This is a genomic window from Streptomyces sp. MJM8645 (genome assembly GCF_001625365.1).
Classification (GTDB): Bacteria; Actinomycetota; Actinomycetes; order Streptomycetales; family Streptomycetaceae; genus Kitasatospora.
In genome coordinates, this window is sequence record NZ_LJJF01000001.1 from 2,535,001 (window position 1) to 2,558,783 (window position 23,783).

Annotated in this window: 17 protein-coding genes; 2 read left to right on the forward strand and 15 right to left on the reverse strand. The window is 71.5% G+C overall.

Features of this window, described 5'->3' with window-relative positions:
- Window positions 1–424 precede the first annotated feature (424 nt).
- From A6F73_RS10820 to eccD, 9 genes are all read right to left on the reverse strand, one after another.
- A complete protein-coding gene (locus tag A6F73_RS10820) occupies window positions 425–2,110 on the reverse strand; it encodes a ribonuclease J (RefSeq protein WP_063347601.1) in 1,686 nt (561 codons plus the stop codon).
- A gap of 171 nt (window positions 2,111–2,281) precedes the next feature.
- Window positions 2,282–3,181 carry a 4-hydroxy-tetrahydrodipicolinate synthase gene (dapA, locus tag A6F73_RS10825; RefSeq protein WP_063347602.1) on the reverse strand — a complete coding sequence of 300 codons (900 nt, stop codon included), beginning with the start codon at window positions 3,179–3,181 and terminating at the stop codon, window positions 2,282–2,284.
- 228 nt (window positions 3,182–3,409) lie between these two features.
- Window positions 3,410–4,141 (reverse strand): FAD-dependent thymidylate synthase, encoded by a 732-nt coding sequence (gene thyX, locus A6F73_RS10830; protein ID WP_063347603.1) that lies wholly within the window; start codon window positions 4,139–4,141, stop codon window positions 3,410–3,412.
- Window positions 4,138–4,596, reverse strand: a complete 459-nt coding sequence (locus A6F73_RS10835; protein ID WP_063347604.1) for a tetratricopeptide repeat protein — start codon at window positions 4,594–4,596, stop codon at window positions 4,138–4,140. The genes thyX and A6F73_RS10835 overlap by 4 nt, the downstream gene beginning before the upstream one ends.
- A 7-nt stretch (window positions 4,597–4,603) precedes the next feature.
- Entirely contained in the window at window positions 4,604–5,350 is a 747-nt protein-coding gene (dapB, locus tag A6F73_RS10840) for a 4-hydroxy-tetrahydrodipicolinate reductase (RefSeq protein ID WP_063347605.1), read from the reverse strand.
- Between the two features lie 14 nt (window positions 5,351–5,364).
- Complete coding sequence (locus A6F73_RS10845) at window positions 5,365–6,717, reverse strand: pitrilysin family protein (RefSeq protein WP_244293355.1); 1,353 nt, start codon at window positions 6,715–6,717, stop codon at window positions 5,365–5,367.
- Window positions 6,718–6,831: 114 nt separating this feature from the next.
- Window positions 6,832–9,039 carry a polyribonucleotide nucleotidyltransferase gene (locus A6F73_RS10850; RefSeq protein WP_063347606.1) on the reverse strand — a complete coding sequence of 736 codons (2,208 nt, stop codon included), beginning with the start codon at window positions 9,037–9,039 and terminating at the stop codon, window positions 6,832–6,834.
- A 456-nt stretch (window positions 9,040–9,495) separates the two neighbouring features.
- Entirely contained in the window at window positions 9,496–9,786 is a 291-nt protein-coding gene (gene rpsO, locus A6F73_RS10855; protein WP_063347607.1) for a 30S ribosomal protein S15, read from the reverse strand.
- A gap of 210 nt (window positions 9,787–9,996) precedes the next feature.
- Complete coding sequence (gene eccD, locus A6F73_RS10860) at window positions 9,997–11,454, reverse strand: type VII secretion integral membrane protein EccD (RefSeq protein WP_063347608.1); 1,458 nt, start codon at window positions 11,452–11,454, stop codon at window positions 9,997–9,999.
- A 367-nt stretch (window positions 11,455–11,821) separates the two neighbouring features.
- Between eccD and eccCa the strand changes: the two genes are divergently transcribed.
- Together eccCa and A6F73_RS10870 are read left to right on the forward strand one after the other, a co-directional pair.
- Window positions 11,822–15,766: a type VII secretion protein EccCa gene (gene eccCa, locus A6F73_RS10865; protein WP_063347609.1), complete on the forward strand. Its 3,945-nt coding sequence runs from the start codon at window positions 11,822–11,824 to the stop codon at window positions 15,764–15,766.
- A 481-nt stretch (window positions 15,767–16,247) separates the two neighbouring features.
- Entirely contained in the window at window positions 16,248–17,654 is a 1,407-nt protein-coding gene (locus tag A6F73_RS10870; protein ID WP_063347610.1) for an APC family permease, read from the forward strand.
- A 70-nt stretch (window positions 17,655–17,724) separates the two neighbouring features.
- Here A6F73_RS10870 and A6F73_RS10875 read toward each other — a convergent pair whose 3' ends face one another.
- The 6 genes from A6F73_RS10875 to A6F73_RS10900 form a co-directional block, all read right to left on the reverse strand.
- Complete coding sequence (locus tag A6F73_RS10875) at window positions 17,725–19,002, reverse strand: hypothetical protein (RefSeq protein WP_063347611.1); 1,278 nt, start codon at window positions 19,000–19,002, stop codon at window positions 17,725–17,727.
- 79 nt (window positions 19,003–19,081) lie between these two features.
- Complete coding sequence (locus A6F73_RS10880; RefSeq protein ID WP_063347612.1) at window positions 19,082–19,624, reverse strand: SigE family RNA polymerase sigma factor; 543 nt, start codon at window positions 19,622–19,624, stop codon at window positions 19,082–19,084.
- A 129-nt stretch (window positions 19,625–19,753) separates the two neighbouring features.
- On the reverse strand, window positions 19,754–20,986 hold the full coding sequence (gene mycP / locus A6F73_RS10885) for a type VII secretion-associated serine protease mycosin (protein ID WP_244293356.1): 1,233 nt from the start codon (window positions 20,984–20,986) through the stop codon (window positions 19,754–19,756).
- Between the two features lie 100 nt (window positions 20,987–21,086).
- Entirely contained in the window at window positions 21,087–21,383 is a 297-nt protein-coding gene (locus tag A6F73_RS10890) for a WXG100 family type VII secretion target (protein ID WP_063351107.1), read from the reverse strand.
- A gap of 102 nt (window positions 21,384–21,485) precedes the next feature.
- A complete protein-coding gene (locus A6F73_RS10895; RefSeq protein WP_063347614.1) occupies window positions 21,486–21,791 on the reverse strand; it encodes a WXG100 family type VII secretion target in 306 nt (101 codons plus the stop codon).
- Window positions 21,792–21,972: 181 nt separating this feature from the next.
- Entirely contained in the window at window positions 21,973–23,670 is a 1,698-nt protein-coding gene (locus A6F73_RS10900) for a type VII secretion protein EccB (RefSeq protein ID WP_063347615.1), read from the reverse strand.
- Between the last annotated feature and the right edge of the window lie 113 nt (window positions 23,671–23,783).

The following is a 23,783-nucleotide window of genomic DNA, read 5'->3' on the forward strand; positions in this document are numbered from 1 at the left end:
ACCACCGGAATAGGGCGGCCCCGCGCACTGCGTCCTCGCTAGTGTTTTACTTCAAAAGGAATCTCCAACCCCAGAAGAATCTGAGGCCGGGGATGTCAACATATCTGGCGTTGACTTTTGGCACGCTGTTGAGTTCTCAAGGAACGGACACTTCCTTCGGACCGCCTTCCAGCGGGCCCTCCGGGCGCTTCGTTCTTTCGTGTTTCCAGCTTATCAGATGTTTTCCGCTCCGTTTTCCGGAGTTTCATTTACCTGAGTGGCTTTCGCCTTTCGGCGCTCCCGAACTCTATCAGAGTTTCTCGGGCCGTTTTCCGCGGTCATTCTCGAATTCGCATTCGAGAAACTTCCTGCGGGGCCGTCCCGTGGGGCAACCCGGAGAACATTACGCACCGGGCTGCCCCACGTCAAACCAGCCGCCGGAGGCTCAGACCTCGACGACGACCGGCAGGATCATCGGCCGGCGGCGGTAGTTGTCCGCCACCCACTTGCCGACGGTCCGGCGGACCAGCTGCTGGACCTGGCGGGGCTCCAGCACGCCGTCGCTCGCCGAGCGGTCCAGGGCCTCCTGGAGCTTGGCGGCGACCGGCACGAACGCGTTGTCGTCGATGCCGGAGCCGCGGGCCTGGAAGGTCGGACCGCCCACGATCTTGCCGTTGGTCGAGTCGACCGCGACGAAGACCGAGATGAAGCCCTCCTCGCCGAGGATCCTGCGGTCCTTGAGCGAGGCCTCGGTGATGTCGCCGACCGAGGCGCCGTCCACGTAGACGTACCCGGCCTGCACCTTGCCGACGATCCGGGCGACGCCCTTCTCCAGGTCGACGCAGACGCCGTCCTCGGCGATGACCACGCGGTTGCGCGGAATGCCGGTGGCGATGCCCAGGTCGGCGGCGGCCCGCAGGTGGCGCCACTCGCCGTGGACCGGCATCAGGTTGCGCGGCTTGCAGATGTTGAAGAAGTACAGCAGCTCACCGGCCGAGGCGTGGCCGGAGACGTGCACCTTGGCGTTGCCCTTGTGCACGACCTTGGCGCCCCAGCGGGTGAGGCCGTTGATCACCCGGTAGACGGCGTTCTCGTTGCCCGGGATGAGCGACGAGGCCAGGACGACGGTGTCGCCCTCGACGATGCGGATCTGGTGGTCGCGGTTGGCCATCCGGGACAGCGCCGCCATCGGCTCGCCCTGGGAGCCGGTGCAGATCAGCACGACGTCCTTGTCCGGCAGGTCGTCGAGCTGCTTGACGTCGACGACCATGTTGCCGGGGACCTTCAGGTAGCCGAGGTCGCGGGCGATGCCCATGTTGCGGACCATCGAGCGGCCGACGAAGGCGACCTTGCGCTTGTACTCGTGCGCGGCGTCCAGCACCTGCTGGATGCGGTGCACGTGGCTGGCGAAGGAGGCGACGATGATGCGCTTGTCGGCGTTCGCGAAGACGTTCCGCAGCGCGGCCGAGATGTCCCGCTCGTGCGGGATGAAGCCGGGGACCTCGGCGTTGGTGGAGTCCACCAGCAGCAGGTCCATGCCCTCTTCGGCCAGCTTGGCGAAGGTCGGCAGGTCGGTCAGGCGGCCGTCGAGCGGCAGCTGGTCCATCTTGAAGTCGCCGGTGGCCACGACCATGCCCGCGGGGGTGCGGACGGCGACCGCCAGGGCGTCCGGGATGGAGTGGTTGACCGCGATGAACTCGCAGTCGAAGGGGCCGATGCGCTCGCGCTCGCCCTCCTTGACCTCCAGCACGTACGGCCGGATGCGGTGCTCGGCGAGCTTGGCCTCGATCAGGGCGAGGGTGAGCTTGGAGCCGATCAGCGGGATGTCCGGGTTCTCCCGCAGGAGGAACGGGACGGCGCCGATGTGGTCCTCGTGCCCGTGGGTGAGGACGATGCCGTCGATCTTGTCGAGGCGGTCCCGGATGTAGGTGAAGTCCGGGAGGATCAGGTCCACGCCGGGCTGCTCGTCCTCGGGGAAGAGGACGCCGCAGTCGACGATCAGGATGCGGCCCCCGTATTCGAAGACCGTCATGTTGCGGCCGATCTCGCCGAGACCGCCGAGCGGGGTGATGCGGAGGGCGCCCTCCTTCAGGGCCGGGGGTGCGCCGAGTTCGGGGTGCGGGTGGCTCAAAAGACTCTCCTCACGACGCACGCCATATGCCCGGGGTCCTCCCCCTGAAGACATATGGCGTGCGTACTCAGTGTCGTTTTTCCTACTGGGTCGGTGCTCTCGCGCCGTCGGTCCGGTCCAGCGGCGGGCCCGTGAGGGTCCGGCGAGCCGGGGCGCGCACGTCTTCGTCTGTTACAGGTGTACCCCGCCGGCGGCGAGATCCTTCGTCAATCGTGCGATCTCCTCGGGAGTCGCGCCGACCAGCGGCAGCCGCAGCGGGCCGGCCGGCAGTCCCTGGAGCTCCAGCGCGGCCTTGGCGAGGATGACGCCCTGCGTGCGGAACATACCGCTGAACACCGGGAGCAGGCCCTGGTGGATCGCCGTGGCCTTGGCCACATCGCCGGCCAGGTACGCCTCGATCATCGCACGCAGTTCGCCGGCCACGACGTGTCCGACGACGCTGACCACTCCGGCGGCTCCGACCGACAGCAGCGGCAGGTTGAGGATGTCGTCGCCGGAGTACCAGGCGAGGTCGGAGCGGGCGATGGCCCAGGCGGCGGCGCCGAGGTCGCCCTTGGCGTCCTTGTTGGCGACGATCCGCGGGTGCTCGCCGAGGCGGACCAGCGTCTCGTGGCTCAGCGCGACACCGCTGCGGCCCGGGATGTCGTAGAGCATGACCGGCAGCCCGGTGGTGTCCGCGATGTGCACGGTGTGCCGGTACAGGCCCTCCTGCGGGGGCTTGCTGTAGTACGGCGTGACGACCAGCAGGCCGTGGGCTCCGGCGGCCTCCGCCTGTCGCGCCAGCTCGGCACTGTGGTGGGTGTCGTTGGTGCCGACGCCGGCCACCACGTGGGCGCGATCCCCGACCGCCTCCACCACGGCGCGGACGAGCTGGGCCTTCTCGGCGTCACTGGTGGTCGGGGACTCACCGGTGGTGCCGTTGACGACGAGGCCGTCGTTGCCGGAGTCCACGAGGTGTGTGGCGAGGCGCTGGGCGCCGTCGAGGTCGAGTCCGCCGTCGGCGGTGAACGGGGTGACCATCGCGGTCAGGACCCGGCCGAACGGCGTCTGGGGGGTGGAGGTCGGAGCCATGCGTCCAAAGCTACTCGTAGGCGGTGGGGCGGTAACCACACCGGTCCAGTGTTCGGACAGGGGCATACCGTGCGAAGCGGCGGAAACAGGCGGTGACATGGGATTCCGGTGCTGCCCGCTCGGGGGTTCGGGCAGCACCGGAATCCGTGTTCATGAATGTAGGGAGCGGCTAGAAAAGCCGCAATCCAGACATGCGAGACACTCCGCCCATATGCCTATCGTCCCAGGTCAGGGAGCGACCCGGCCGTGCTTCTCGAAGGCCGCATGGGTGAGCGGCATGAGCCGCGCCCACTCCTGCTCCATCTGCTCGGCGACCATCTCGATCTCGCGCTGCGGGAAGGACGGCACCGCCGAGTGCTCCCGCTTGGTCCGCAGCGACAGGAAGTGCATCAGCGAACGGGAGTTGCAGGTCGCGTACATCGAGGAGAACAGGCCGACCGGCAGCACCGCGCGGGCCACCTCGCGGGCCACGCCGGCCGCCAGCATCTCCTGGTAGCGCGCGTAGGACTCGCGGTACGCGGCCTCCATCGCCTCGGTGGTGGTCCTGTGCTGCTCGGGGGTGCCGTCGACGAACTCGTAGCGGCCCGGGCGGCCCTGCTGGACGAGCTTGCGCTCCTCCGCCGGGACGTAGAAGACCGGCTGCAGCTCGCGGTAGCGGCCGGACTCCTCGTTGTAGGACCAGCCGCTGCGGTGCCGGTGGAACTCCCGGAACACGAAGATCGGCGCGCTGATGAAGAAGGTCATCGAGTTGTGCTCGAAGGGGGTGCCGTGCCGGTCCCGCATCAGGAAGTTGATCAGGCCCTTGGACTTCTCCGGGTCCTGCTGGACCGCCTCCAGGGACTGCTCCCCCGCGGTCGAGACGCGGGCCGCCCAGATGACGTCCGAGTCGGCGGCCGCGCTGCGGACCAGCTCGACCGTGACGTCGCTGCGGAAGCTGGGGGCCGTCGGTTCGTCGCTCACGCGTTACTCCTTGCGGGTTCGGTGCTGTGCAGCTTGATGGCGTGCTGCATGGTCTTGCGGGCGCGCGGGGTGTCGCCGGCGTCGGCGTACGCCACCGCGAGGCGGAACCAGACCCGCCAGTCGGCCGGCGCGGCCTCCGCCTCGGCCTGGCGGCGGGCGAACACCGCATCGGCCGAGGCCCGGTCGATCCGCCCGCCGGTGGTGCGCTGGAGCTCGTCCACCGGCAGGCCGCCCTCGGCCTCCAGCTCCCGGGCGAGCTGCTCGCTGGCCCGGCCGAACCGGACGGTCTGGCGCAGGAACCAGACGCCGATCACCGGGATGACGAAGGCGCACAGGCCGATGCCGATGCCGAGCGGCTTGCCGGTGGCGACCAGCTGGACGCCCTCCCCGACGCAGAGGAGGGCGACCAGCAGCAGCACGCCGGACAGGACGAAGAATCCGGTACGGGACGTCATGCCGGGCTCACAGGTCCAGGAAGTGTTCGAGGCCCAGGGTGAGCCCCGGCGTCTCCACGACCTTGCGCACACCGAGCAGGATGCCCGGCATGAAGCTGCTGTGGTGCAGCGAGTCGTGCCGGATGGTGAGCGTCTCACCGGTGTCGCCGAACATCACCTGCTGGTGGGCGAGCAGCCCGCGCAGCCGGACGGCGTGCACCGGCACCCCGTCCACGTCGGCGCCGCGGGCGCCGGGCAGGCTGTGCGTGGTCGGGTCCTGCTGCTGCGGGCGGCCGGCCTCGGCGCGGGCGGCCGCGATCAGCTGCGCGGTACGGGTGGCGGTGCCGCTGGGGGCGTCGGCCTTGCGGTCGTGGTGCAGCTCGACCACCTCGACCGACTCGAAGTACTTCGCCGCGGTCTGCGCGAACTTCATGCCGAGCACCGCGCCGATGGAGAAGTTCGGCGCGATCAGCAGGCCCAGCTCGGGGGCCTGGTCGAGCCAGCCGCGGACGGTGGCCAGCCGCTCGTCCGTCCAGCCGGTGGTCCCGGTGACCACGTGGATGCCGTGGTGCAGGCAGTAGTCGAGGTTGCCCATCACCGAGTCCGGGTGGGTGAGTTCGACGGCGACCTGGACGCCGGCCTCGGTCAGCTCCGCCGGCTCGGACCCGCGGCCCAGGGTGGCCACCAGTTCGAGGTCCGGTGCGGCCTCGACGGCCTTGACCGCCTCGGAGCCGATCCGGCCGTTGGCACCGATCACGGCGACACGCAGCGTCATAGCGAAATGTCCTCTCACACCAGCAGATCGGCGAGCTTGGCGGCCCGCTTGTCGTTGACCGGACCGATCAGCGCCAGCGACGGCCGGTACGCGCCCAGCACATCACGGGCCACCGCGTGGACGTCGTCCAGGGTCACGGCCGCGATCCGCGCCAGCATCTCGTCCACCGACAGGTGGTGCCCGTAGCTCAGCTCGGCCTTGCCGATCCGGTTCATCAGCGAGCCGGTGTCCTCCATGCCCAGCACGGTGGAGCCGGAGATCTGGCCGATCGCGCGCCGCAGCTCCTCCTCCGTGATGCCCTCGGCGACCACCTTGGCCAGCTCCGCGCGGCAGATCCGCAGCACCTCCTCGACCCGCTTGGGCTGGCAGCCGGCGTAGATGCCGAACAGGCCGCTGTCCGCGTAGGACGAGGAGTACGAGTACACCGAGTACGCCAGGCCGCGCTTCTCCCGGACCTCCTGGAACAGCCGGGAGCTCATCCCGCCGCCGAGGGCCGCGTTGAGCACGCCCATCGCCCAGCGGCGCTCGTCGTGCCGCGGCACCCCGGGCACGCCCAGCACCAGGTGGGCCTGCTCGGTGGAGCGGTTGAGCACCTCGACCCGGCCGGCCGTGCGCAGCGCCTTGACGCCGCGGCGGGCCTCGGCGGGGGCCGCGTCGGAGCGGGCCAGCACCTCCGCGAAGGCCTGCTCGACCTGCTTGACCACCGTGTGGTGGTCGAGGTTGCCGGCGGCCGAGACGACCAGGTTCTCGGGCCGGTAGCGGCGGCGGTAGAAGCCGGCGATCTGCTCCCGGGTGAGCACCTTGATGGTCTCCTGGGTGCCCAGGATGGGGCGGCCGAGCGGGCCGCTGCCGAAGATCACCTTGGCGAACAGGTCGTGCACCACGTCGCCCGGGTCGTCCTCGGCCATCGCCATCTCCTCGAGGATGACGCCGCGCTCGGCGTCGACGTCCTCGGAGCGGATCAGCGAGCCGGTGACCATGTCGCAGACCACGTCGATGGCCAGCGGCAGGTCGGTGTCCAGGACCCGGGCGTAGTAGCAGGTGTTCTCCTTCGCGGTGAAGGCGTTCATCTCACCGCCGACCGCGTCCAGGGCAGCCGAGATGTCCAGCGCGCTGCGCCGCGCGGTGCCCTTGAAGAGCAGGTGCTCCAGGTAGTGGGTGGCGCCGTTGAGCTGCGGGGTCTCGTCCCGCGAGCCGACGCCGACCCAGATGCCGAAGGTGGCGGAGCGCACCGTCGGCAGGGTCTCGGTGACGACCCGAAGGCCGCCGGGGAGGACGGTGCGGCGCACCGTGCCGGCGCCGTCCGCGCCCTTGAGCAGGGTCCGGGTGGAGCCGGGGCGCTGCTTCGCCGCCGGGGCCTGAGCCACGGGGGGTACCTCCAGAGGAAACACGCGTGGGAACGCTTGGACGAACGCGGGGGCAACAGGGTGCGGCCCGCACGCCGGGAGGCGTACGGGCCGCAAGGGTCAGCTAGCGGCGCTTCACTCGGAAGCGGTCTCGCCGGCTTCCTCGCCCTCGACGACGGGGATGAGGGAGAGCTTGCCGCGCGGGTCGATCTCGGCGATCTCGACCTGCACCTTGGCGCCGACGCCGAGGACGTCCTCGACGTTCTCGACGCGCTTGCCGCCGGCCAGCTTGCGGATCTGCGAGATGTGCAGCAGGCCGTCCTTGCCCGGCATGAGCGAGACGAACGCGCCGAACGTCGTGGTCTTCACCACGGTGCCCAGGTAGCGCTCGCCGACCTCCGGCATGGTCGGGTTGGCGATCTGGTTGATCGTGGTGCGGGCGGCCTCGGCGGCCGGTCCGTCGGCGGCACCGATGTAGATGGTGCCGTCGTCCTCGATCGTGATCTCGGCGCCGGTGTCCTCCTGGATCTGGTTGATCATCTTGCCCTTGGGGCCGATGACCTCACCGATCTTGTCCACCGGGATCTTGATGGTGATGATCCGCGGGGCGTTCGGGGACATCTCGTCCGGCGTGTCGATGGCCTCGTTCATCACGTCGAGGATGTGCAGACGCGCGTCCTTGGCCTGCTTCAGCGCGGCGGCCAGCACCGACGCCGGGATGCCGTTGAGCTTGGTGTCCAGCTGCAGGGCGGTGATGAAGTTGCGGGTACCGGCGACCTTGAAGTCCATGTCGCCGTACGCGTCCTCGGCACCGAGGATGTCGGTCAGCGCGACGTAGTGGGTCTCACCGTCGATCTCCTGGGAGATCAGGCCCATGGCGATACCGGCGACGGCGGCCTTCAGCGGCACACCGGCGTTCAGCAGCGACATGGTGGAGGCGCAGACCGAGCCCATCGAGGTGGAGCCGTTGGAGCTCAGCGCCTCGGAGACCTGGCGGATCGCGTACGGGAAGTCCTCACGCGAGGGCAGCACGGGGATGATCGCCCGCTCCGCCAGCGCGCCGTGGCCGATCTCGCGGCGCTTGGGCGCACCCACGCGGCCGGTCTCGCCGACCGAGTACGGCGGGAAGTTGTAGTTGTGCATGTAGCGGCGACGCGTCTCCGGGGAGAGCGTGTCCAGCTGCTGCTCCATGCGCAGCATGTTGAGGGTGGTGACGCCCAGGATCTGGGTCTCGCCACGCTCGAACAGGGCCGAGCCGTGCACGCGCGGGATGGCCTCGACCTCGGCGGCCAGGGTGCGGATGTCGGTGACACCGCGGCCGTCGATGCGGACCTTGTCCTTGATGACGCGCTCGCGGACGACCTTCTTGGTCAGCGCGTTGTAGGCGGCGCTGATCTCCTTCTCGCGGCCCTCGAACTCGGGGAGCAGCTTCTCGGCGGCCAGCGCCTTGACGCGGTCCAGCTCGTTGTTGCGCTCCTGCTTGCCCGGGATGGTGAGGGCCTGGGCGAGCTCGTCCTTGACGGCGGCGGTCAGCGCGGCGAGGACGTCGTCCTGGTAGTCCAGGAAGACCGGGAACACGCCGGTCGGCTTGGCGGCCTGGGCGGCGAGCTGCGACTGGGCGGCGCACAGCACCTTGATGAACGGCTTGGCGGCGTCCAGACCGGCGGCGACGACGTCCTCGGTCGGCGCCTCGGCGCCGCCCTCGACCAGCTTGATGGTCTTGTCGGTGGCCTCGGCCTCGACCATCATGATCGCGACGTCGCCGTCCGGCAGGACGCGACCGGCGACGACCATGTCGAAGACGGCCGACTCCAGCTCGCTGTGGGTCGGGAAGGCCACCCACTGGCCGTTGATCAGCGCGACGCGGACGCCGCCGATCGGGCCGGAGAACGGCAGGCCCGCCAGCTGGGTGGACGCGGAGGCGGCGTTGATGGCCACCACGTCGTACAGGTGGTCGGGGTTGAGCGCCATGACGGTGCAGACGACCTGGACCTCGTTGCGCAGGCCCTTGACGAAGGACGGGCGCAGCGGGCGGTCGATCAGGCGGCAGGTGAGGATCGCGTCCTCGGAGGGCCGGCCCTCACGACGGAAGAACGAGCCGGGGATGCGGCCCGCGGCGTACATGCGCTCCTCGACGTCCACGGTCAGCGGGAAGAAGTCGAAGTGCTCCTTCGGCTGCTTGGACGCGCTGGTGGCAGACAGCACCATGGTGTCGTCGTCCAGGTAGGCCACGGCGGAGCCGGCGGCCTGACGGGCCAGACGGCCGGTCTCGAAGCGGATGGTACGGGTGCCGAAGGAACCGTTGTCGATCACGGCCTCGGCGTAGAACACGTTCTCTTCCACCTGGAAGATCTCCTCTTTCGTACGTCTCCGGGAGAGCGTCCCCGCGCTGCCTGCCGGCTGGCCCTGGCCCTCCTGGCAAGGAGGACGGCAGTCGGGCCGGTCTTCGATCGAAGCCTCCGGGGTGCTCCGCTCGGTCTGCGGGGCTTCCGGGGGCCACTACCGAGGACCGGCGCCTCACGGCTGCCGGGCCGGGACGGGCGGTCCGCGTCTGGACGCTCTCTCGGATGCGGGCGGCTTCCGTTTGAAGCCTTCGGCCCGCGGGGGGTTCGGGTTCGTCTGCCCGGGTGGCGCGCTGGTGCGCCATCACCGGGCATGCCCACAACCCTACGGTGCAATCCTCGGCCACCTGGGGAGGTACGCGCGAGTTGTTATGTCCGGGCGCCGCGGCTCGGGGTGTCCGCGGCATACGCGCGAGGGGCGGCTCCCCGGTGTGGGGAGCCGCCCCGAGCGGCGGTCTTAGCGGGCGCCACCGGCGGCACCGCGGCGGATGCCCAGGCGGTCGACGAGCGTACGGAAGCGCTCGATGTCCTTCTTGGCCAGGTACTGCAGCAGGCGGCGGCGCTGGCCGACCAGGATCAGCAGGCCACGACGCGAGTGGTGGTCGTGCTTGTGGGTCTTGAGGTGCTCGGTCAGGTCCGCGATGCGACGGGAGAGCATGGCCACCTGGACCTCGGGGGAACCGGTGTCGCCCTCCTTCTGGCCGAACTCGGCGAAGATCTGCTTCTTGACGTCAGAGGCGAGAGCCACTGCAACTCCTTCAGGGTGTACCGAGCGGTCCTGGTCGACAACACAGGACTGATGAGGACTCGGTGTCGTGACGGAGCGCGGCCGGCGGTCTGCGACCCACCGGAGGCGGACACACGGCTGCGCTCGAAGGCCAAGGGTACCAGTGCCGCCCACCCGGCCGGTCGGCGGGCCGGACGGGCCGAACGGGGCAGGCGGCGCGGGCCGGGCCGGTCAGCTGGTGGCGCCGCGGACCAGCCGGTAGACGTCCAGGACGGCGAGTGCCAGCGGGACGAGGGAGATCAGGGTCAGGCTGTCGACCAGGTCCAGGATGCGCCCCCAGAACGGGGAGACGCCGAGCCGGGGCACCACCAGCGCGATCGCGGCGAGCAGCGCCGCGCCGAACGCGATGGAGGCCGCCAGCCAGACGGTGCGCAGGTCGACCTCGGTGGAGCTGGCGGCGCGCAGGATGAACTGCGGGGTGTGCAGGGACAGGCCGATGATCAGCAGGGCCAGGCCGAGCAGCCCGGCGATGGTGAGGCTGAAGACCTGCGCGGTGTAGCGGAACAGCCGGGCGCGCAGCATCGTGGCCAGGCCCAGGGCGAGCGCGAGCAGCTCGGGGAACGTCCGGTCGGTGAAGCCGAGGACGGCGCAGGAGCCGACCACGACCGCGGCGCAGCCGCCGACCAGGCCGACCAGGACCTCGTGGCCGCGGCGGGCCTGGTGGGCGATCCGCTCGTACTGGACGGCCTCGGCGCGCTCGGCCTCCTCGTCGTAGTCGCGGCTGCGGGTGCGGGTCTGGCCCGGGGCGCTGAAGCCGACGGGCAGCCGGGCGAAGCGGGCGGAGAGGCCGGGCAGGAAGCCGACGGCCGCGACGGCGGTGATGCCGGTGACGGCGGCGATGTGCCCGGCCGGGGTGTCCGGCAGCAGGACGGCGGCGAAGGTGGCGAGCGCCCCGGCGGCCGCGACCAGGGCGGCGGCGACGAACACCGCGTCCTTCTCGGGGAGCAGTCCGACCAGCAGCACGGCGACCACCAGGGCGGCGACGCAGCCGGCCAGGAACTGGAGCCGGCCGGGGCCGTCCCACGGGTGGGCGACGGCGAGGACGCCGCTGCCGCCGATCATGGCGTGCGGCAGGGCGCCGAGGCCGAGCGCGAGCGCGGCGTGGGCGTCCTGGTAGACCCGGGCGCGGACGCCGGCCAGCGCGGTGAGGACGACGGCGGTGACGCCGGCCAGGACGCCGGGCAGGCCGTGCATGTCGTGGCGCAGGTCGGCGAACCAGAGCGCGAAGCCGAGCAGGACGAGCAGCAGTGCGGCGCCGATCAGGCCGAAGGCCCGCATGAGTTCGGCGCTCCAGAGCCGGCGGTCGGTCTCGACGGCGCTGGCGATCGCGTCGGCGACGTCGTCGTAGACGGCCGGCGGGAGGGACTCGGCGAAGGGGCGCAGCGCGAGCAGGTCGCCGTCGCGGACCTGCTGGGCGGCGAGCGGCAGGCCGCTGTCGAGGACGGTGCCGTCGCGGCGCACCAGGTGGAAGCCGGTGGGAGCGCCGTCGGGTCGGCTCTGGTTGGCCAGGCGCAGCACCTCGGGGTAGACGTCCGCGAGCGGGACGTCCTCGGGCAGGGCGACGTCGATCCGGCGGTCCGGGGCGACGACGGTGACCCGGCAGTAGCCGGTCGCGGCGGCGTTGCTCATCGCCGCACCTCGGTCCTTCGACGCACTGGGCGCTCCCCCTTGTTGACGGTGCCGCGGCACGGCGGCGCTCGGTGTGGCAGTGGAACCGGCCCGACCGGGCCGCGAGTTGGCGCGGCGTTACCCTACCCGCTCGGTTCGTGCCCGGCCCCGGTGCGGGCCGGGCCCCCGGCGGGGGGTGCGGACGCGGGCCTGGCGGGCGGTGCGGGGGCGACCGTTAGGATCGGCCCCTGCGCGCGGTACGGGGGGCGGCGCCGTGTGGTGCGTCCTCGCCCTGGTGAATCCCGTACGAGCCGTACGAGCCGTACGAGTCCAGTTGCGTGAGGGCTGATGCCGAAGTGATCGATCGACGCCGCGGGGTGGATGACACATGGGTGTGATCACGGTCAAGCGCCCGGGCAGGGCCTATCCGCCGGCGGTGCCGGACGAGCCGGTGGAGCTGGTGACCCCGCCCGAACTGCCCCGGCAGGGCGGCGAGGACTGGCTGATGAGCATCCTTCCGATGCTCGGCATGGGCGGCTCGGCGGTGTTCTTCTTCGCGCCGGGCGCGGCGGCCCCGATGAAGATCATGGGCGGTCTGATGGTCGCCTCGACGGTCGGCATGGTGCTGGCGCAGATCATGCGGGCCCGCAGGGGCGGTTCGACCGCGATGGCGGACGAGCGGCGCGACTACCTCAAGTACCTGCAGCAGATGCGCCGCCAGGTGCGCCGCACGGCGGAGCGCCAGCGCGGCGCGCTGCTGTTCCTGAACCCGGCGCCGGACCAGCTGTGGTCGATCGTGGCGGACGGCCGGCGGCTGTGGGAGCGCCGCACCGGGGACGGCGACTTCGCGCAGATCCGGGTGGGCCTGGGCCCGGTGCAGCTGTCGACGCCGCTGGTGGCGCCGCAGACCGCGCCGATGGACGAGCTGGAGCCGCTGTCGGCGGCCGCGATGCACTCCTTCCTGAAGGCCCACGGCACCTTGCAGGACCTGCCGCTGGCGGTGTCGCTGCGCGCCTTCTACCACGTCACGGTGTGCGGGGACGCGGACTCGGTGTACGGCAACGTGCGCGCGATGATCGCCCAGCTGACCACCCTGCACTCGCCGGACGACCTGCTGGTCGCGGTGGCCGCGGCGCCGGGCGCGGCGGAGGAGTGGGAGTGGACCAAGTGGCTCCCGCACAACCAGCACCGCAAGGAGGCCGACGGCGCGGGCTCGCGCCGGCTGATCGCCACCGACCTGGGCGAGCTGGAGTTCCTGTTGCAGGACGAGCTGGCCGGCCGCCAGCGGTTCGTGCGGGACGCGGCGCCCGCGCCGGACCAGCCGCACCTGGTGGTGGTGATGGACGGCGCCGGGGTGCCGCCGAACTCGCTGCTGGCGAGCCCCGAGGGCGTGCAGGGGGTGACCGTCATCGAGGTGGTGCCGGGCGACCTGGACGAGCCGAGCGGGCACCTGATGGTGACGGTGAGCCCGCAGGAGCTGGTGCTGCGCTCGGCCTCCGGGGCGACGTACACCGGCACGCCGGACCTGCTCTCGGTGTGGCAGTGCGAGGCGCTGGCACGGCAGTTGGCGCCGTACCGACTCTCGGCCGGCGGGGACGACGAGCCGCTGCTGTCGAACCTGGACTTCACCGACCTGATGAACTCGGGCGACCCGGGCTCCTTCGACGTGACGCGCAGCTGGCGTCCGCGCGCCCAGCACGAGCGGATGCGGGTGCCGATCGGGGTCGGCGCGAACGGCGAGCACGTCTACCTGGACATCAAGGAGGCCGCGCTGGAGGGCATGGGCCCGCACGGCCTGTGCGTGGGCGCGACCGGCTCCGGCAAGTCGGAGCTGCTGCGCACCCTGGTGCTGGCGCTGGCGATGACGCACTCCTCGGAGATCCTGAACTTCGTCCTCGCCGACTTCAAGGGCGGCGCGACCTTCTCCGGCATGGCGGACATGCCGCACACCTCCGCAGTGATCACCAACCTGGAGGGCGAACTCACCCTGGTCGACCGCATGCGCGACGCGATCGAGGGTGAACTGCACCGCCGCCAGGAGCTGCTGCGCTCGGCGGGCAACTACGCCAACATCCACGAGTACGAGCGGGCCCGGGCGGCCGGCGCGGCGCTGGACCCGCTGCCCTCGCTGGTGCTGATCATCGACGAGTTCTCCGAACTGCTCACCGCCAAGCCGGACTTCATCGAGATGTTCATCCAGATCGGCCGGATCGGCCGGTCGCTGGGGGTGCACCTGCTGCTGGCCTCGCAGCGTCTGGAGGAGGGCAAGCTGCGCGGCCTGGACACCTACCTCTCCTACCGGATCGGTCTGCGCACCTTCTCGGCGGCCGAGTCGCGGGCGGCGATCGGGGTGCCGGACGCCTACCACCTGCCGCCGGTGCCAGGCGTCGGGTACCTCAAGTTCGGCGAGGACGTGATGGACCGGTTCAAGGCCGCGTACGTCTCGGGGCCCTACCGGGCGCCGGGGCAGCAGCGGTCGACCGGCGGGCGGCGGGTGAACGCCCGCCCGGTGCTGTTCACCGCGGCCCGGGTGGAGCCGCCGGAGCCGGCGGTGGAGGAGGAGGCGCCGCTCGCCCCGGAGCAGGACGACGCGCTGGTCGACACCGTGCTGGACGTGTTCGTGCAGCGGATGACGGGCCAGGGCCCGGCCGCGCACCAGGTGTGGCTGCCGCCGCTGGAGGAGGCGCCGAGCATGGACCACCTGCTGCCGCCGCTCCAGGTGGTGCCGGAGCGCGGGCTGACCGCGCCCGGCTTCCCGGCGGGCCGGCTGCGGGTGCCGATCGGCATCGTGGACAAGCCGCGCGAGCAGAAGACCGACGTCCTGGAGGTCGACTACGCGGGGGCGGCCGGCCACGGCCTGGTCGTGGGCGGCCCGCGCTCGGGCAAGTCGACGGTGGTGCGCACCACGGTGGCCTCGTTCGCGCTCACCCACACCCCGCGGGAGGTGCAGTTCTACCTGCTGGACTTCGGCGCGGGCAGCTTCCAGTCACTGGCCGGGCTGCCGCACGTCGGCGGGGTGGCCGGGCGCCTGGACGTCGACAAGGTGCGCCGGATGGTCTCCGAGGTGCACGGGGTGCTGAACCGGCGCGAGGAGCTGTTCCGGGCCGCCGGGATCGACACCATCGGCACCTACCGGGCCCGCCGGGCGGCCGGGCAGCTGCCGGACGAGGCGTTCGGCGACGTGTTCCTGGTGATCGACGGCTGGAACACCTTCAAGCAGGAGTTCGAGGTGCTGGAGGCGGTGATCGGCGACATCGCCCAGCGCGGCCTCGGCTACGGCGTCCACCTGGTCATCACCGCGGCCCGGTACGCCGAGGTGCGCCCGGCGCTGAAGGACCTGCTGCAGAACCGGACCGAGCTGAAGCTCGGCGACCCGATGGAGTCCGAGGTGGACCGCCGGGTGGCGCAGAACGTCCCGTCGCTGGCCGGGCGCGGCATCACCCCGGAGCGGCTGCACTTCCTGTCCGCCCTGCCGCGGCTGGACGGCTCCTGCGCGGTGGACGACCTCCAGCACGGGGTGGCCGGCCTGGTCGCCGCCGTCGACGGGGCCTGGAGCGGCCCGCGCGCGCCGCAGGTGCGGATGCTGCCGGCCGTCCTGGACGGGAACTCGCTGCCGAAGGGCTCCGAGCGCCCGGAGCGCGGGATCGCCTTCGGCGTGGACGAGGCCGAGCTGGCGCCGGCCTTCGTGAACTTCGAGACCGACCCGCTGTTCATCGTCTTCGGCGACACCGAGTCGGGGAAGTCGGCGCTGCTGCGGATGCTGATCAAGCAGATCACCGAGCGGTACACCCCGGACCAGGCGGGCATCGTGGTCGGCGACTACCGGCGCGCGCTGCTGGGCACCGTGCCGCCGGAGTACCTGGTGGAGTACGCGGCCGCGCAGCCGGCCATGGCGACCATCGTGGACATGCTGCGCGGGGCCTGCGCGCGCCGCCTGCCCGGCCCGGACGTCACCGCCGAGCAGCTGCGCAACCGCAGCTGGTACAGCGGCAAGGACATGTTCGTGGTCGTGGACGACTACGAGCTGGTCGCGACGAGCTCGGGCAACCCGCTGGCGCCGCTGGCGGAGTTCCTGCCGTTCGCCCGGGACATCGGCCTGCGGGTGATCGTGGCCCGCAGCGCGGGCGGCGCCGGCCGCTCGCTGTACGAGCCGGTGCTGCAGCGGATGCGCGAGCTGGGCGGGCAGGGCGTGATCCTCTCCGGCAACCGGGACGAGGGCGCGCTGCTGGGGACGGTCAAGCCGATGCCGCTGCCGCCGGGGCGCGGGGTGTACGTGTCGCGCCGGGCGACCGGTGGGCAGATGGTCCAGACGGGCTGGCTGCCGCTGGTGTGAAGGCGCCGGCGCACCGCGCCGGCGGCTACGGACAGTGATCGAGGGGTCGGGCTCGCGGGAGCCCGGCCCCTTTCGCGTCCCAGGTGTCGAAACGTTACCTAGATCTTTCCGGGGCGGGGCTGCGGTTCCCGCACCCCGTCCGGGGGTTGCGGCCGCGCAAAGGGGCGCCTGGGCGTATCGCCGTCCGACTCCACGGACACCTTTGAAAGGCGGCTTGCAACACTCTGTTCACCTTGGATTCAGTTGCAATGTGGCAGAGGTAACAAGTCGGACAAAGCTCGCAATGACCGTACGTGATCATCAGATCGCATGTCCATACCCTTCCGCGCAACGGATTCCGAAGCATTTCGGCCATTGACGCAATCAATACGCCCAGGTTCCATTGCGACCCAGGAGCGACCCCACCAGAACCCGAGCAGACAGCCAGCGGAGGCGATACCGCTCCCACCCACAGGACCGAACAGAGCCGATCGGAAGCCACATGACCGACACGCTTCGCCCGCCACGCGCCGCGACCCCCGCGACGGCCGACACCGCCGCCGCGCCCCAGCAACTCAAGCGCTCGATCGGCGTGGTGGGCGGCACCCTGCTCACACTGTCCTGCGTCACCCCGGCCTCCACGCTCTTCGTGATCGTCCCGGAGCTGTTCTCCAGCATCGGCAGCGCCACCGCCCTGGCCATCGCCATCGGCACCGTGCTGTGCGTCGCCGTCGCGTTCTGTTACTCCGAGCTCGGCACCCTGATCCCCAGCGCCGGCGGCGAGTACGCGATGGTCGGCACCCTCGCCGGGCGGCTGGCCGGCTGGCTGGTCTTCGTGCTCTCGCTGATCGTGGTGATGATCGTCCCCTCGGTCATCGCCCTCGGCACCGCCGACTACCTCGCCCCCGTGCTGCACCTCGACAAGGCCATGACCGGCGCCGCCGTGATGCTCGCCGCCACCCTGGCCGGCCTGCTCGACCTGCGCGCCAACGCCTGGATCACCGGCGTCTTCCTGGTCCTGGAGGTCATCGCGGCCGGCGTCGTCTCGGTCCTCGGGTTCTCCCACGCCAACGCCGACGCCCCCAGCCTGCTGCACGGCGTGGTCACCGGGGACGGCGGCGCCACCACCACGGTGAGCATCGGCGCCATCGTCGGCGCGCTCGGCATCGCCCTGTTCATCACCCAGGGCTTCTCCACCGCCGTCTACCTCTCCGAGGAGCTGGAGAACCCCCGCCGCAACGTCTCGCGCACCGTGCTGTGGACGCTCGGCATCTCCTCCGCCGTCATCCTGGTCCCGGTCGTCGCCATCACCATGGGCGCCCCCGACCTTCAGACCCTGAGCTCCGGCGACATCTCCGGCATGGTCACCGCCTGGAGCAACTCCGCGGTCGGCACCTTCATCAGCCTCTGCGTCGCGCTGGCGATCATCAACGCCGGCATCGTCATGGTCATCCAGAACTCCCGAGTCCTGTTCGCCTCCGCCCGCGACAAGGCCTGGCCCGAGCCGGTCAACAAGGCCTTCGGCACCCTCGGCCGGTTCGGCTCCCCGTGGGTCGCCACCCTGGCCGTCGGCCTGCCCGGCGCCGCGCTCTGCTTCGTCAAGGGCGCGCTGCTCAGCAACATCACCGGCGTCGCCGTCACCGGGATGTACCTGCTGGTCGCGATCGCCGCGCTGCTCTCCCGCCGCGCCCACCACAAGCACGCCGCCGCCTGGCGGATGCCGCTGTGGCCGGCCGTCCCGGTGGTGCTGATCGCCGTCCTCGTCTACGTGATGACCCAGCTGGACACCGAACCCCTGCTGTGGACCGGCGGCATCACCGCCGCCGCCACCCTCTACTGGCTGTTCTACCTGCGCCCCCGCCAGGACACCCGCTGGGTGATCAGCCTCCCCGAGGACCAGCAGCCCTGACCCCCACCCCTCCCCCACACGGCAGTGCCCCGGGCTCCCCCTCGCCCGGGGCACTGCCACGTCCGGACCGCTACTTCCTCAGCTTCCACACCGACGCGGTGGCGATCGCCTTCAGCTGGTCGGTGCTCAGCGCCGGGGTGCTGCGGGTCGCCGGGGTCTGCTGGGTGCCGCTGTTGAACGCGCTGATCACCACCCGCAGGCCGTCCGCGTGCAGGGTGTCGACGGTCCACATGCCCGGGTTGGAACCCCGCTTGCCGACCACCACCCTGGTGCCGTCCGGCTGCGCCTGGGCACTGCCGAACAACTCCTCCTTGGTCTTGTCGTCACGGGACCAGTCCTGCACGTTGATCTCCACCAGGGACTTGCCCTTGCCGTCGTTGACCACGAAGTTCGCGTAGCCCGGCTGGCCCCCGGTCTCCGTCTCGGTCAGCCCTGCCGGCAGCAGCTTGGCGACGATCGCCAGGATCTCGTCCTTGTCGTACTCCTTGCCGCTGTCCCGCGGCTTGACCGGCACCGGGTCCGGGATCGAGGCGATGACCCGGTCCCAGGACTTGTCCGTGACGATCGCCTTGAGCTGCTCGGGGGTCAGCGGGGGCTTCGGGCGGCTGTCCGGCGAGCCCTTCTCCGCCGGGGAGTTCCACTCGGACAGCTCGACCTGGCGGCCGTCCTTGCCGATCAGCTTGGCGTTCCACCACTTGGTGGTGGCCCGCTTGTCCGGGTACTCGTAGCCCTGGAGGACGGTCAGCGTGCCGCCGTCCGGCAGGGTGGTGGCACTGCAGGCGTCGTACTGGACGAGCTTCTTGTCCGGGCAGTCGTTCTCCACCCGGTTCGGGTCGCCGTCCGCCAGGCGGCCGAGCGAGATGCCCATCGCGGACTTGCCCTTGCCGTCGTCGAAGACCAGCGAGGCGGTCGCGGCGATGCCGCCGCCGTACGGCCGGCCCGGATCGACCCCCGTGCCGGTGCCGGTGCCGCCGGTGGTCTCGCCCTTGGGGAGCAGGGCCTGGAACATCGCCAGCACCTCGTCGCCGGAGACCGCCGGCGGCGCCGAGGCGGAGGCGGACGCCGAGGAGGCCGGGGCCGCCGAGCCGCTGCCGCCGGCGGTGCTCGGGGCGGCCGCGGGCACCGTACTCGGGCGCGGCGAGGAGCCGGTGAGGTACACCGCACCTGTGCCCACCAGGGCCAGCGCGGCCGCGCCGCCCACCACCGCGGCGGTCGAGCGGCGGCGCCAGCGGCGGCGGCCGCGCCGGTACCCGCCCGCGAGCAGGTCGGTCGGCTCGGCGCGGAAGCCCTCGCCCGTACGGGTGAGGGCGTAGAGAAGATCGTCCTCGAACTTGTCCGGTTCGGACATGGGTGGTCACCGTCTCCTTGCATCACGAAATTGCGTCACGGGGAGCGTCACGGGTTGCGTCACGGACTACGAGCAGTGGTCAGCGGGCGGCGAGCTCGGCCAGCGAGTCGCCGAGCAGGGTGCGCAGCCGGGCCAGCGCCCGGGTGGTACGGGTGCGGACCGCCCCCGGGGAGGAGCGCAGCATCTCGGCGGTCTCCGCGACGCTGTGGTCCTCCCAGTAGCGCAGCACCAGGACGGCGCGGTCCTTGGGCGGCATCCGGCCGAGGGCGTCGAGCAGGGTCATCCGCAGCGCGCCGTCCGCCTCCCGCGCCTCCGACTCGGGCACGGCCGCGATGGGGCGCTCGGTGCTGGAGCGGCGGCGCTGCTGGGCGAGGAAGGTGCGCACCATCACCGTGTGGGTGTAGGCGGCCGGGTTGTCGATCCGGTCCCGGCCGCCGGTCCAGGCGCTGCGCCGCCAGAGCACGTACATCCGGCTGAGGGCCTCCTGGACGAGGTCCTCGGCGTAGTGGGTGTCGCCGCTGGTCAGCAGGCAGGCCGAGCGGTACAGGTGGCCGGTGCGGCCGGACACCAGTTCCAGGAACTCGGCGTCCTCGGCCTCCCGGCCCGCCCCGATCCACCCCATGCCTGCCGCCCCCCGTGTCCGCGCTCCCTGACACTTCTTGGATGCGGCGAGCGACCCACGACGTTACAGCCGTTGCGGAGGATTCTCCTACGCACTCCCCGGGCACCGGGCAGGTGCTGCGTACCCGGATCAGTCCGCGGACCTGCGGCGCAGGTCGCGCAGGACGACGCCGCCGCCGATGAGCAGCGCGACCAGCAGCGCCCCGATGCCGAGGACGTACGTCGCGGTGCGGCCGTCACGGTCGGCCTGGGTCTCGCCGAGGCCGACCGGCCGGGGCACGATCGGGGCGGCGGCCAGTTGGACGGGGGCGTCCGGGGTGGCGGTGAACGGCGCGCTCTCGGGGGCCTTGGTGACGGCCCTGACCGGGTCGACCACGCCCCAGCCGATGAACTGGTTCGGATCGCGCTGGGTGCGCTGGGCGGTCTGCTCGATCCAGGCCCGCACCTGGGCCGGCTTCCAGTTCGGGTGGGCGCCGACCAGCAGCGCGACGAGCCCGGACACGTACGGGGCGGAGAAGCTGGTGCCGTTGTCGACGCACTGGCCGCCCCGGGGGACGGTGGAGAGCATGTCGACGCCGGGTGCGGCGACCTTCACGAAGGAGCCGTACTGGGAGAACGGGGCGCGCTCGTTGTTGCGGTCGGAGGCGCCGACGGCGAGCACGGTCGGGAACGCGCCGGGGTAGGTGTCGCCCTCCTTGCCGTCGTTGCCGGTGGAGGCGACCACCACGACGCCGCTGTCCTCGGCGGCCTGGACGGCGGCCTTCAGCTCCTGGTACCCGCCGAAGCCGGCGGCGCCGGCGCCGCGGACGTCCTGGGAGATGTTGATGACCTTGGCCTTGGCCCTGACCGCCTCGTTGACGGCCTGGACCAGGGTGGAGACGTCGCCGTTGCCGTCGCTGTCGTTCTGGCGGATCGACAGGATGGCGGCGTCGGGGGCGAGCCCGACGAAGCCCGTCCGGTCGTAGCGGCGGGCGGCGATGATGCCGGCCACCTTGGTGCCGTGGCCGACCGGGTCCTCCTTGGAGCTGCCCGGGACCTTCTCCTTGGTCTCCCGGTTGACCACCAGGTTGGAGCCCTCCAGGACCTTGCCGGCCAGCTGCGGGTTCTGGTCGTCCACGCCGGTGTCGATGACCGCGACGGTCACCCCCGCGCCGGTGGTCCGACCGCCCTGCCACAGCTCGTCCAGCAGCAGGCGCTGCAGCGACCACGGCACGGTCGGCACGTCGGGCGCGTTCTTCGGGCAGTCGCCCGCGGCGGCCAGCCCGGGTCCGCTGTCCGCGCGCGCCGGGGCGGCGAGCGGGCCGCCCAGCACGGCGAGCGCGGCCAGTGCCGCGGCCGCCTTCCGGTACCCGCGTCCGGACACCCTGCCACCCCTCATGTCGTCCACCCGTGCCGCGCGCCGAAGGGCGGGTGCCCGGAGTCCGAGCACCCGCCCCCTCACGTTCCCGCTGGGGAACGCGTGGTCAGTTGTTCCCCCACAGCTTGGCGTTGTTGTTCTCGGTCGTCTTGTAGCTCTGCGCGGCGCTGTCCAGCGAGGAGGCGATCTGCGTGCAGACCTTCTGCAGGTCGGCGGCGCGCGCGTCCCACTGGGTCTGGTGGGCCTGGTAGCCCTGCTGGGCCGCGCCCTGCCAGCTGGACGCGATGCGGTTGACGTCGCCCTTGAGGTCGTTCAGCAGGTGGTCGATGCGACCGGCCGAGGCGCGCACTTCCTCGGCCGCGTGGTGGACGGTCTCGAAGTTGACGAGGATGTGGTCGGACACGATGTCTCCCTTGACGAGGATGCGGAGCACCCCGCGCTCAGCCGCGGGCGCCCCACCGAGCGGAAGGTCGGAACAGAACGGTGATCAGCGCGGTGCGGCTGATCAGCCCTGGGCGTTGGAGAACAGCGCCTTCTGCTCTTCTTCGGTGCTCGCGTAGTGCTTGGTGGTCAGCTCGATCGCGTGCTGGATCGCGGTCAGCGACTCCTTCAGCTTCGCGATGTCGGTGTTGACCTGGTCCTGCAAGGCCTTGTAGGCGCTCGCCGCCTGGCCCTGCCAGCCGCCGGTGATGCCATCGACCGTGCTGATGAGCTTCTGCCGCTCAGCCTCGATCTTCCCGATCGCGTCCTCGATCCGCTTGGCGAAAGCCAGCATCTCCTGAGCGGTCATCGTGAACTGACCCTGAGCCATGCTCCACCATCCCCCATGAGACAGACATTGCGTGTACGGAGGGCAGCGCGGCCCGACCGTCCCATCACCCTAGTGATGTCCAGGAGCACTGTAGTCGGCACACGCAGCTCGCCCAACACCGAACTCGGCGCAGTTACCAGACCATGACACGGAGGCCAAGTCCGTTGCCTGGCTTGGCCGATCAGGCGTTCTGCGGCTGGGCGGCGCTCTTCGCCGTCAGCGGCGGGCCGGCCGGGACGAGGTCCGACCACTCGTGCGGCACCGGGAGCGGCTGGAGCTCCTTGTAGCCCAACCGGGCCTGGTTGGCGCCCGATTCGTCCTGCGGCGGCTGCTGGTCCGGCGCGGTGGCGCCCGGCTGCGGGGTGGGCGTCTTCGGGGCACCGCCCTGGCCGGGCTGCCCGCCCTGGCCCGGCTGCGCGCCGGGCGGCGTGGTGGCGCCGCGGCCGCCGTCGCCGTTGGCCGGCACCGAGTAGCGCAGACCGGTCTCGGTGATCAGGAAGTCGGTGCCGGAGCCGCCTGCCGCGTTGTCCAGCGCGCGGTAGAAGAGGCCGTGCCCGGGCGTCACGTACGCGGCGCCCGCGCCGTTGTTGTACGGCGCCGGGTAGGACGTCCCGGCCCAGATGCTGCGCCGGGGCGTGCGGCCGTCCTCGGCGACGCCGTCGAAGGTGCTGCACACGACCAGGCGCGCGTCCTGCCGGTCCTGCCAGTTGTTGGCCGGCGCACCGGACTTCAGCGGCCAGTCGTCCCCGGTGCTCGGCAGCCGGACGTCGTTGCCCAGCTTGGCGTGGTCGGCCGGGGTCATCTCGTCGCTGCGCGGCCGCTTGTCGCCGTCGTACTTGTAGAGGTCCTGGTAGTCCGGGTTCTGCCGGATCAGCTCCGCCTGGAACGGCGTCACCAGGTAGAGCCGGTCCTTGCCGACCACGTAGCGGCGGTCCTGGTAGTGCACCAGCCGGCCGATCCGGCGGTCGGCCTGGTTGCCCAGCTCCACCGAGGAGTTGGGGCTCGGGCTGTCCGCCACCCCGTCGACCTTCGGGAAGGTGATCGGGCTGCCGGTCACCAGGGTGTCCAGCCACTCGCGCTTGACGCGCTGCGGCACCGCGTTGGGCCCGAAGACCGCGGTGATCAGCGACTTGCGCTCCTTGTCGTCCGCCTGCGGCGAGCCGATGCCGTGCTTGCGGCCCAGCGCGTCGACCAGGAACACCTTCGCGTCACCCGGCCTGGCCGCGGGCTGGCCCGGCGCCGGCTGCGCGGAGACCTGCTGCTCGTCCGCCTGCTGCACCAGCAGCAGCTGGTCCTGGCCGAGCATCCGGTCCTTGGCCGCCAGCGCCGCCGCGTCCGGGCCGGCCGCCACGAACACCGCCTGGTTGACGGTCTCCTGCTTGTCGTCCGAGCCCGGGCGGTCGCAGACCGACCACTTCATCGGCTTGTCCGCGTTGTCCCTCGTCGGCAGCTTGTCCGGCGCGTACGGGATGCCGATCGTCGGGCCGTGGTTGGGGTAGCTGTCGAGCACCCCGTCGTCGACCACCACCACCTTGGCCTCGGCCGGCAGCACCAGCCGCGCCGAGGACATGTTGAGCACCTGGTGCAGCCGCCTGGTCCGGCCGTCCGGGTCGGTCAGCACCACGTACCGGGTGGTCGACTTCTTGCCCTGGACGACGTTCTTGCCGTCGTCCCAGTGCAGCGGCGCGCTCGGCTTGAACACCCCCCACAACCCGAACCCGGCGACGATCACCGCCCCGGCCAGCACGCTCGGCAGCACCGCCTTCACCGGGCGCGGCGCGTCCTCGTCGCTGCCGCCGCCACCGGGCAGCAGGAACGCCCCCACCGTGCGCTTGCGGGCGAAGGTGTACGCGTTCAGCTCGTCCCGGCGCGATGCCATCCTCGTCGTCCCCCTCGTCAGACATTGTCGGACCGCCCTGCACCGCCCCCCGCACCCGCCGGGCGGGAACCCGCACGAACCCTCTACGATGCGGCAGCAGACGGTGAGTACGG

What these genes read in the sequence shown, in the direction of transcription:
- dapA (WP_063347602.1), bottom strand. Translation starts at nt 3,181, where the DNA reads ATGGCTCCGACCTCCACCCCCCAGACGCCGTTCGGCCGGGTCCTGACC.
- A6F73_RS10835 (WP_063347604.1), bottom strand. Translation starts at nt 4,596, where the DNA reads ATGACGTCCCGTACCGGATTCTTCGTCCTGTCCGGCGTGCTGCTGCTG.
- dapB (WP_063347605.1), bottom strand. Translation starts at nt 5,350, where the DNA reads ATGACGCTGCGTGTCGCCGTGATCGGTGCCAACGGCCGGATCGGCTCC.
- eccD (WP_063347608.1), bottom strand. Translation starts at nt 11,454, where the DNA reads ATGAGCAACGCCGCCGCGACCGGCTACTGCCGGGTCACCGTCGTCGCC.
- eccCa (WP_063347609.1), top strand. Translation starts at nt 11,822, where the DNA reads ATGGGTGTGATCACGGTCAAGCGCCCGGGCAGGGCCTATCCGCCGGCG.
- A6F73_RS10870 (WP_063347610.1), top strand. Translation starts at nt 16,248, where the DNA reads ATGACCGACACGCTTCGCCCGCCACGCGCCGCGACCCCCGCGACGGCC.
- A6F73_RS10875 (WP_063347611.1), bottom strand. Translation starts at nt 19,002, where the DNA reads ATGTCCGAACCGGACAAGTTCGAGGACGATCTTCTCTACGCCCTCACC.
- A6F73_RS10880 (WP_063347612.1), bottom strand. Translation starts at nt 19,624, where the DNA reads ATGGGGTGGATCGGGGCGGGCCGGGAGGCCGAGGACGCCGAGTTCCTG.
- A6F73_RS10895 (WP_063347614.1), bottom strand. Translation starts at nt 21,791, where the DNA reads ATGGCTCAGGGTCAGTTCACGATGACCGCTCAGGAGATGCTGGCTTTC.
- A6F73_RS10900 (WP_063347615.1), bottom strand. Translation starts at nt 23,670, where the DNA reads ATGGCATCGCGCCGGGACGAGCTGAACGCGTACACCTTCGCCCGCAAG.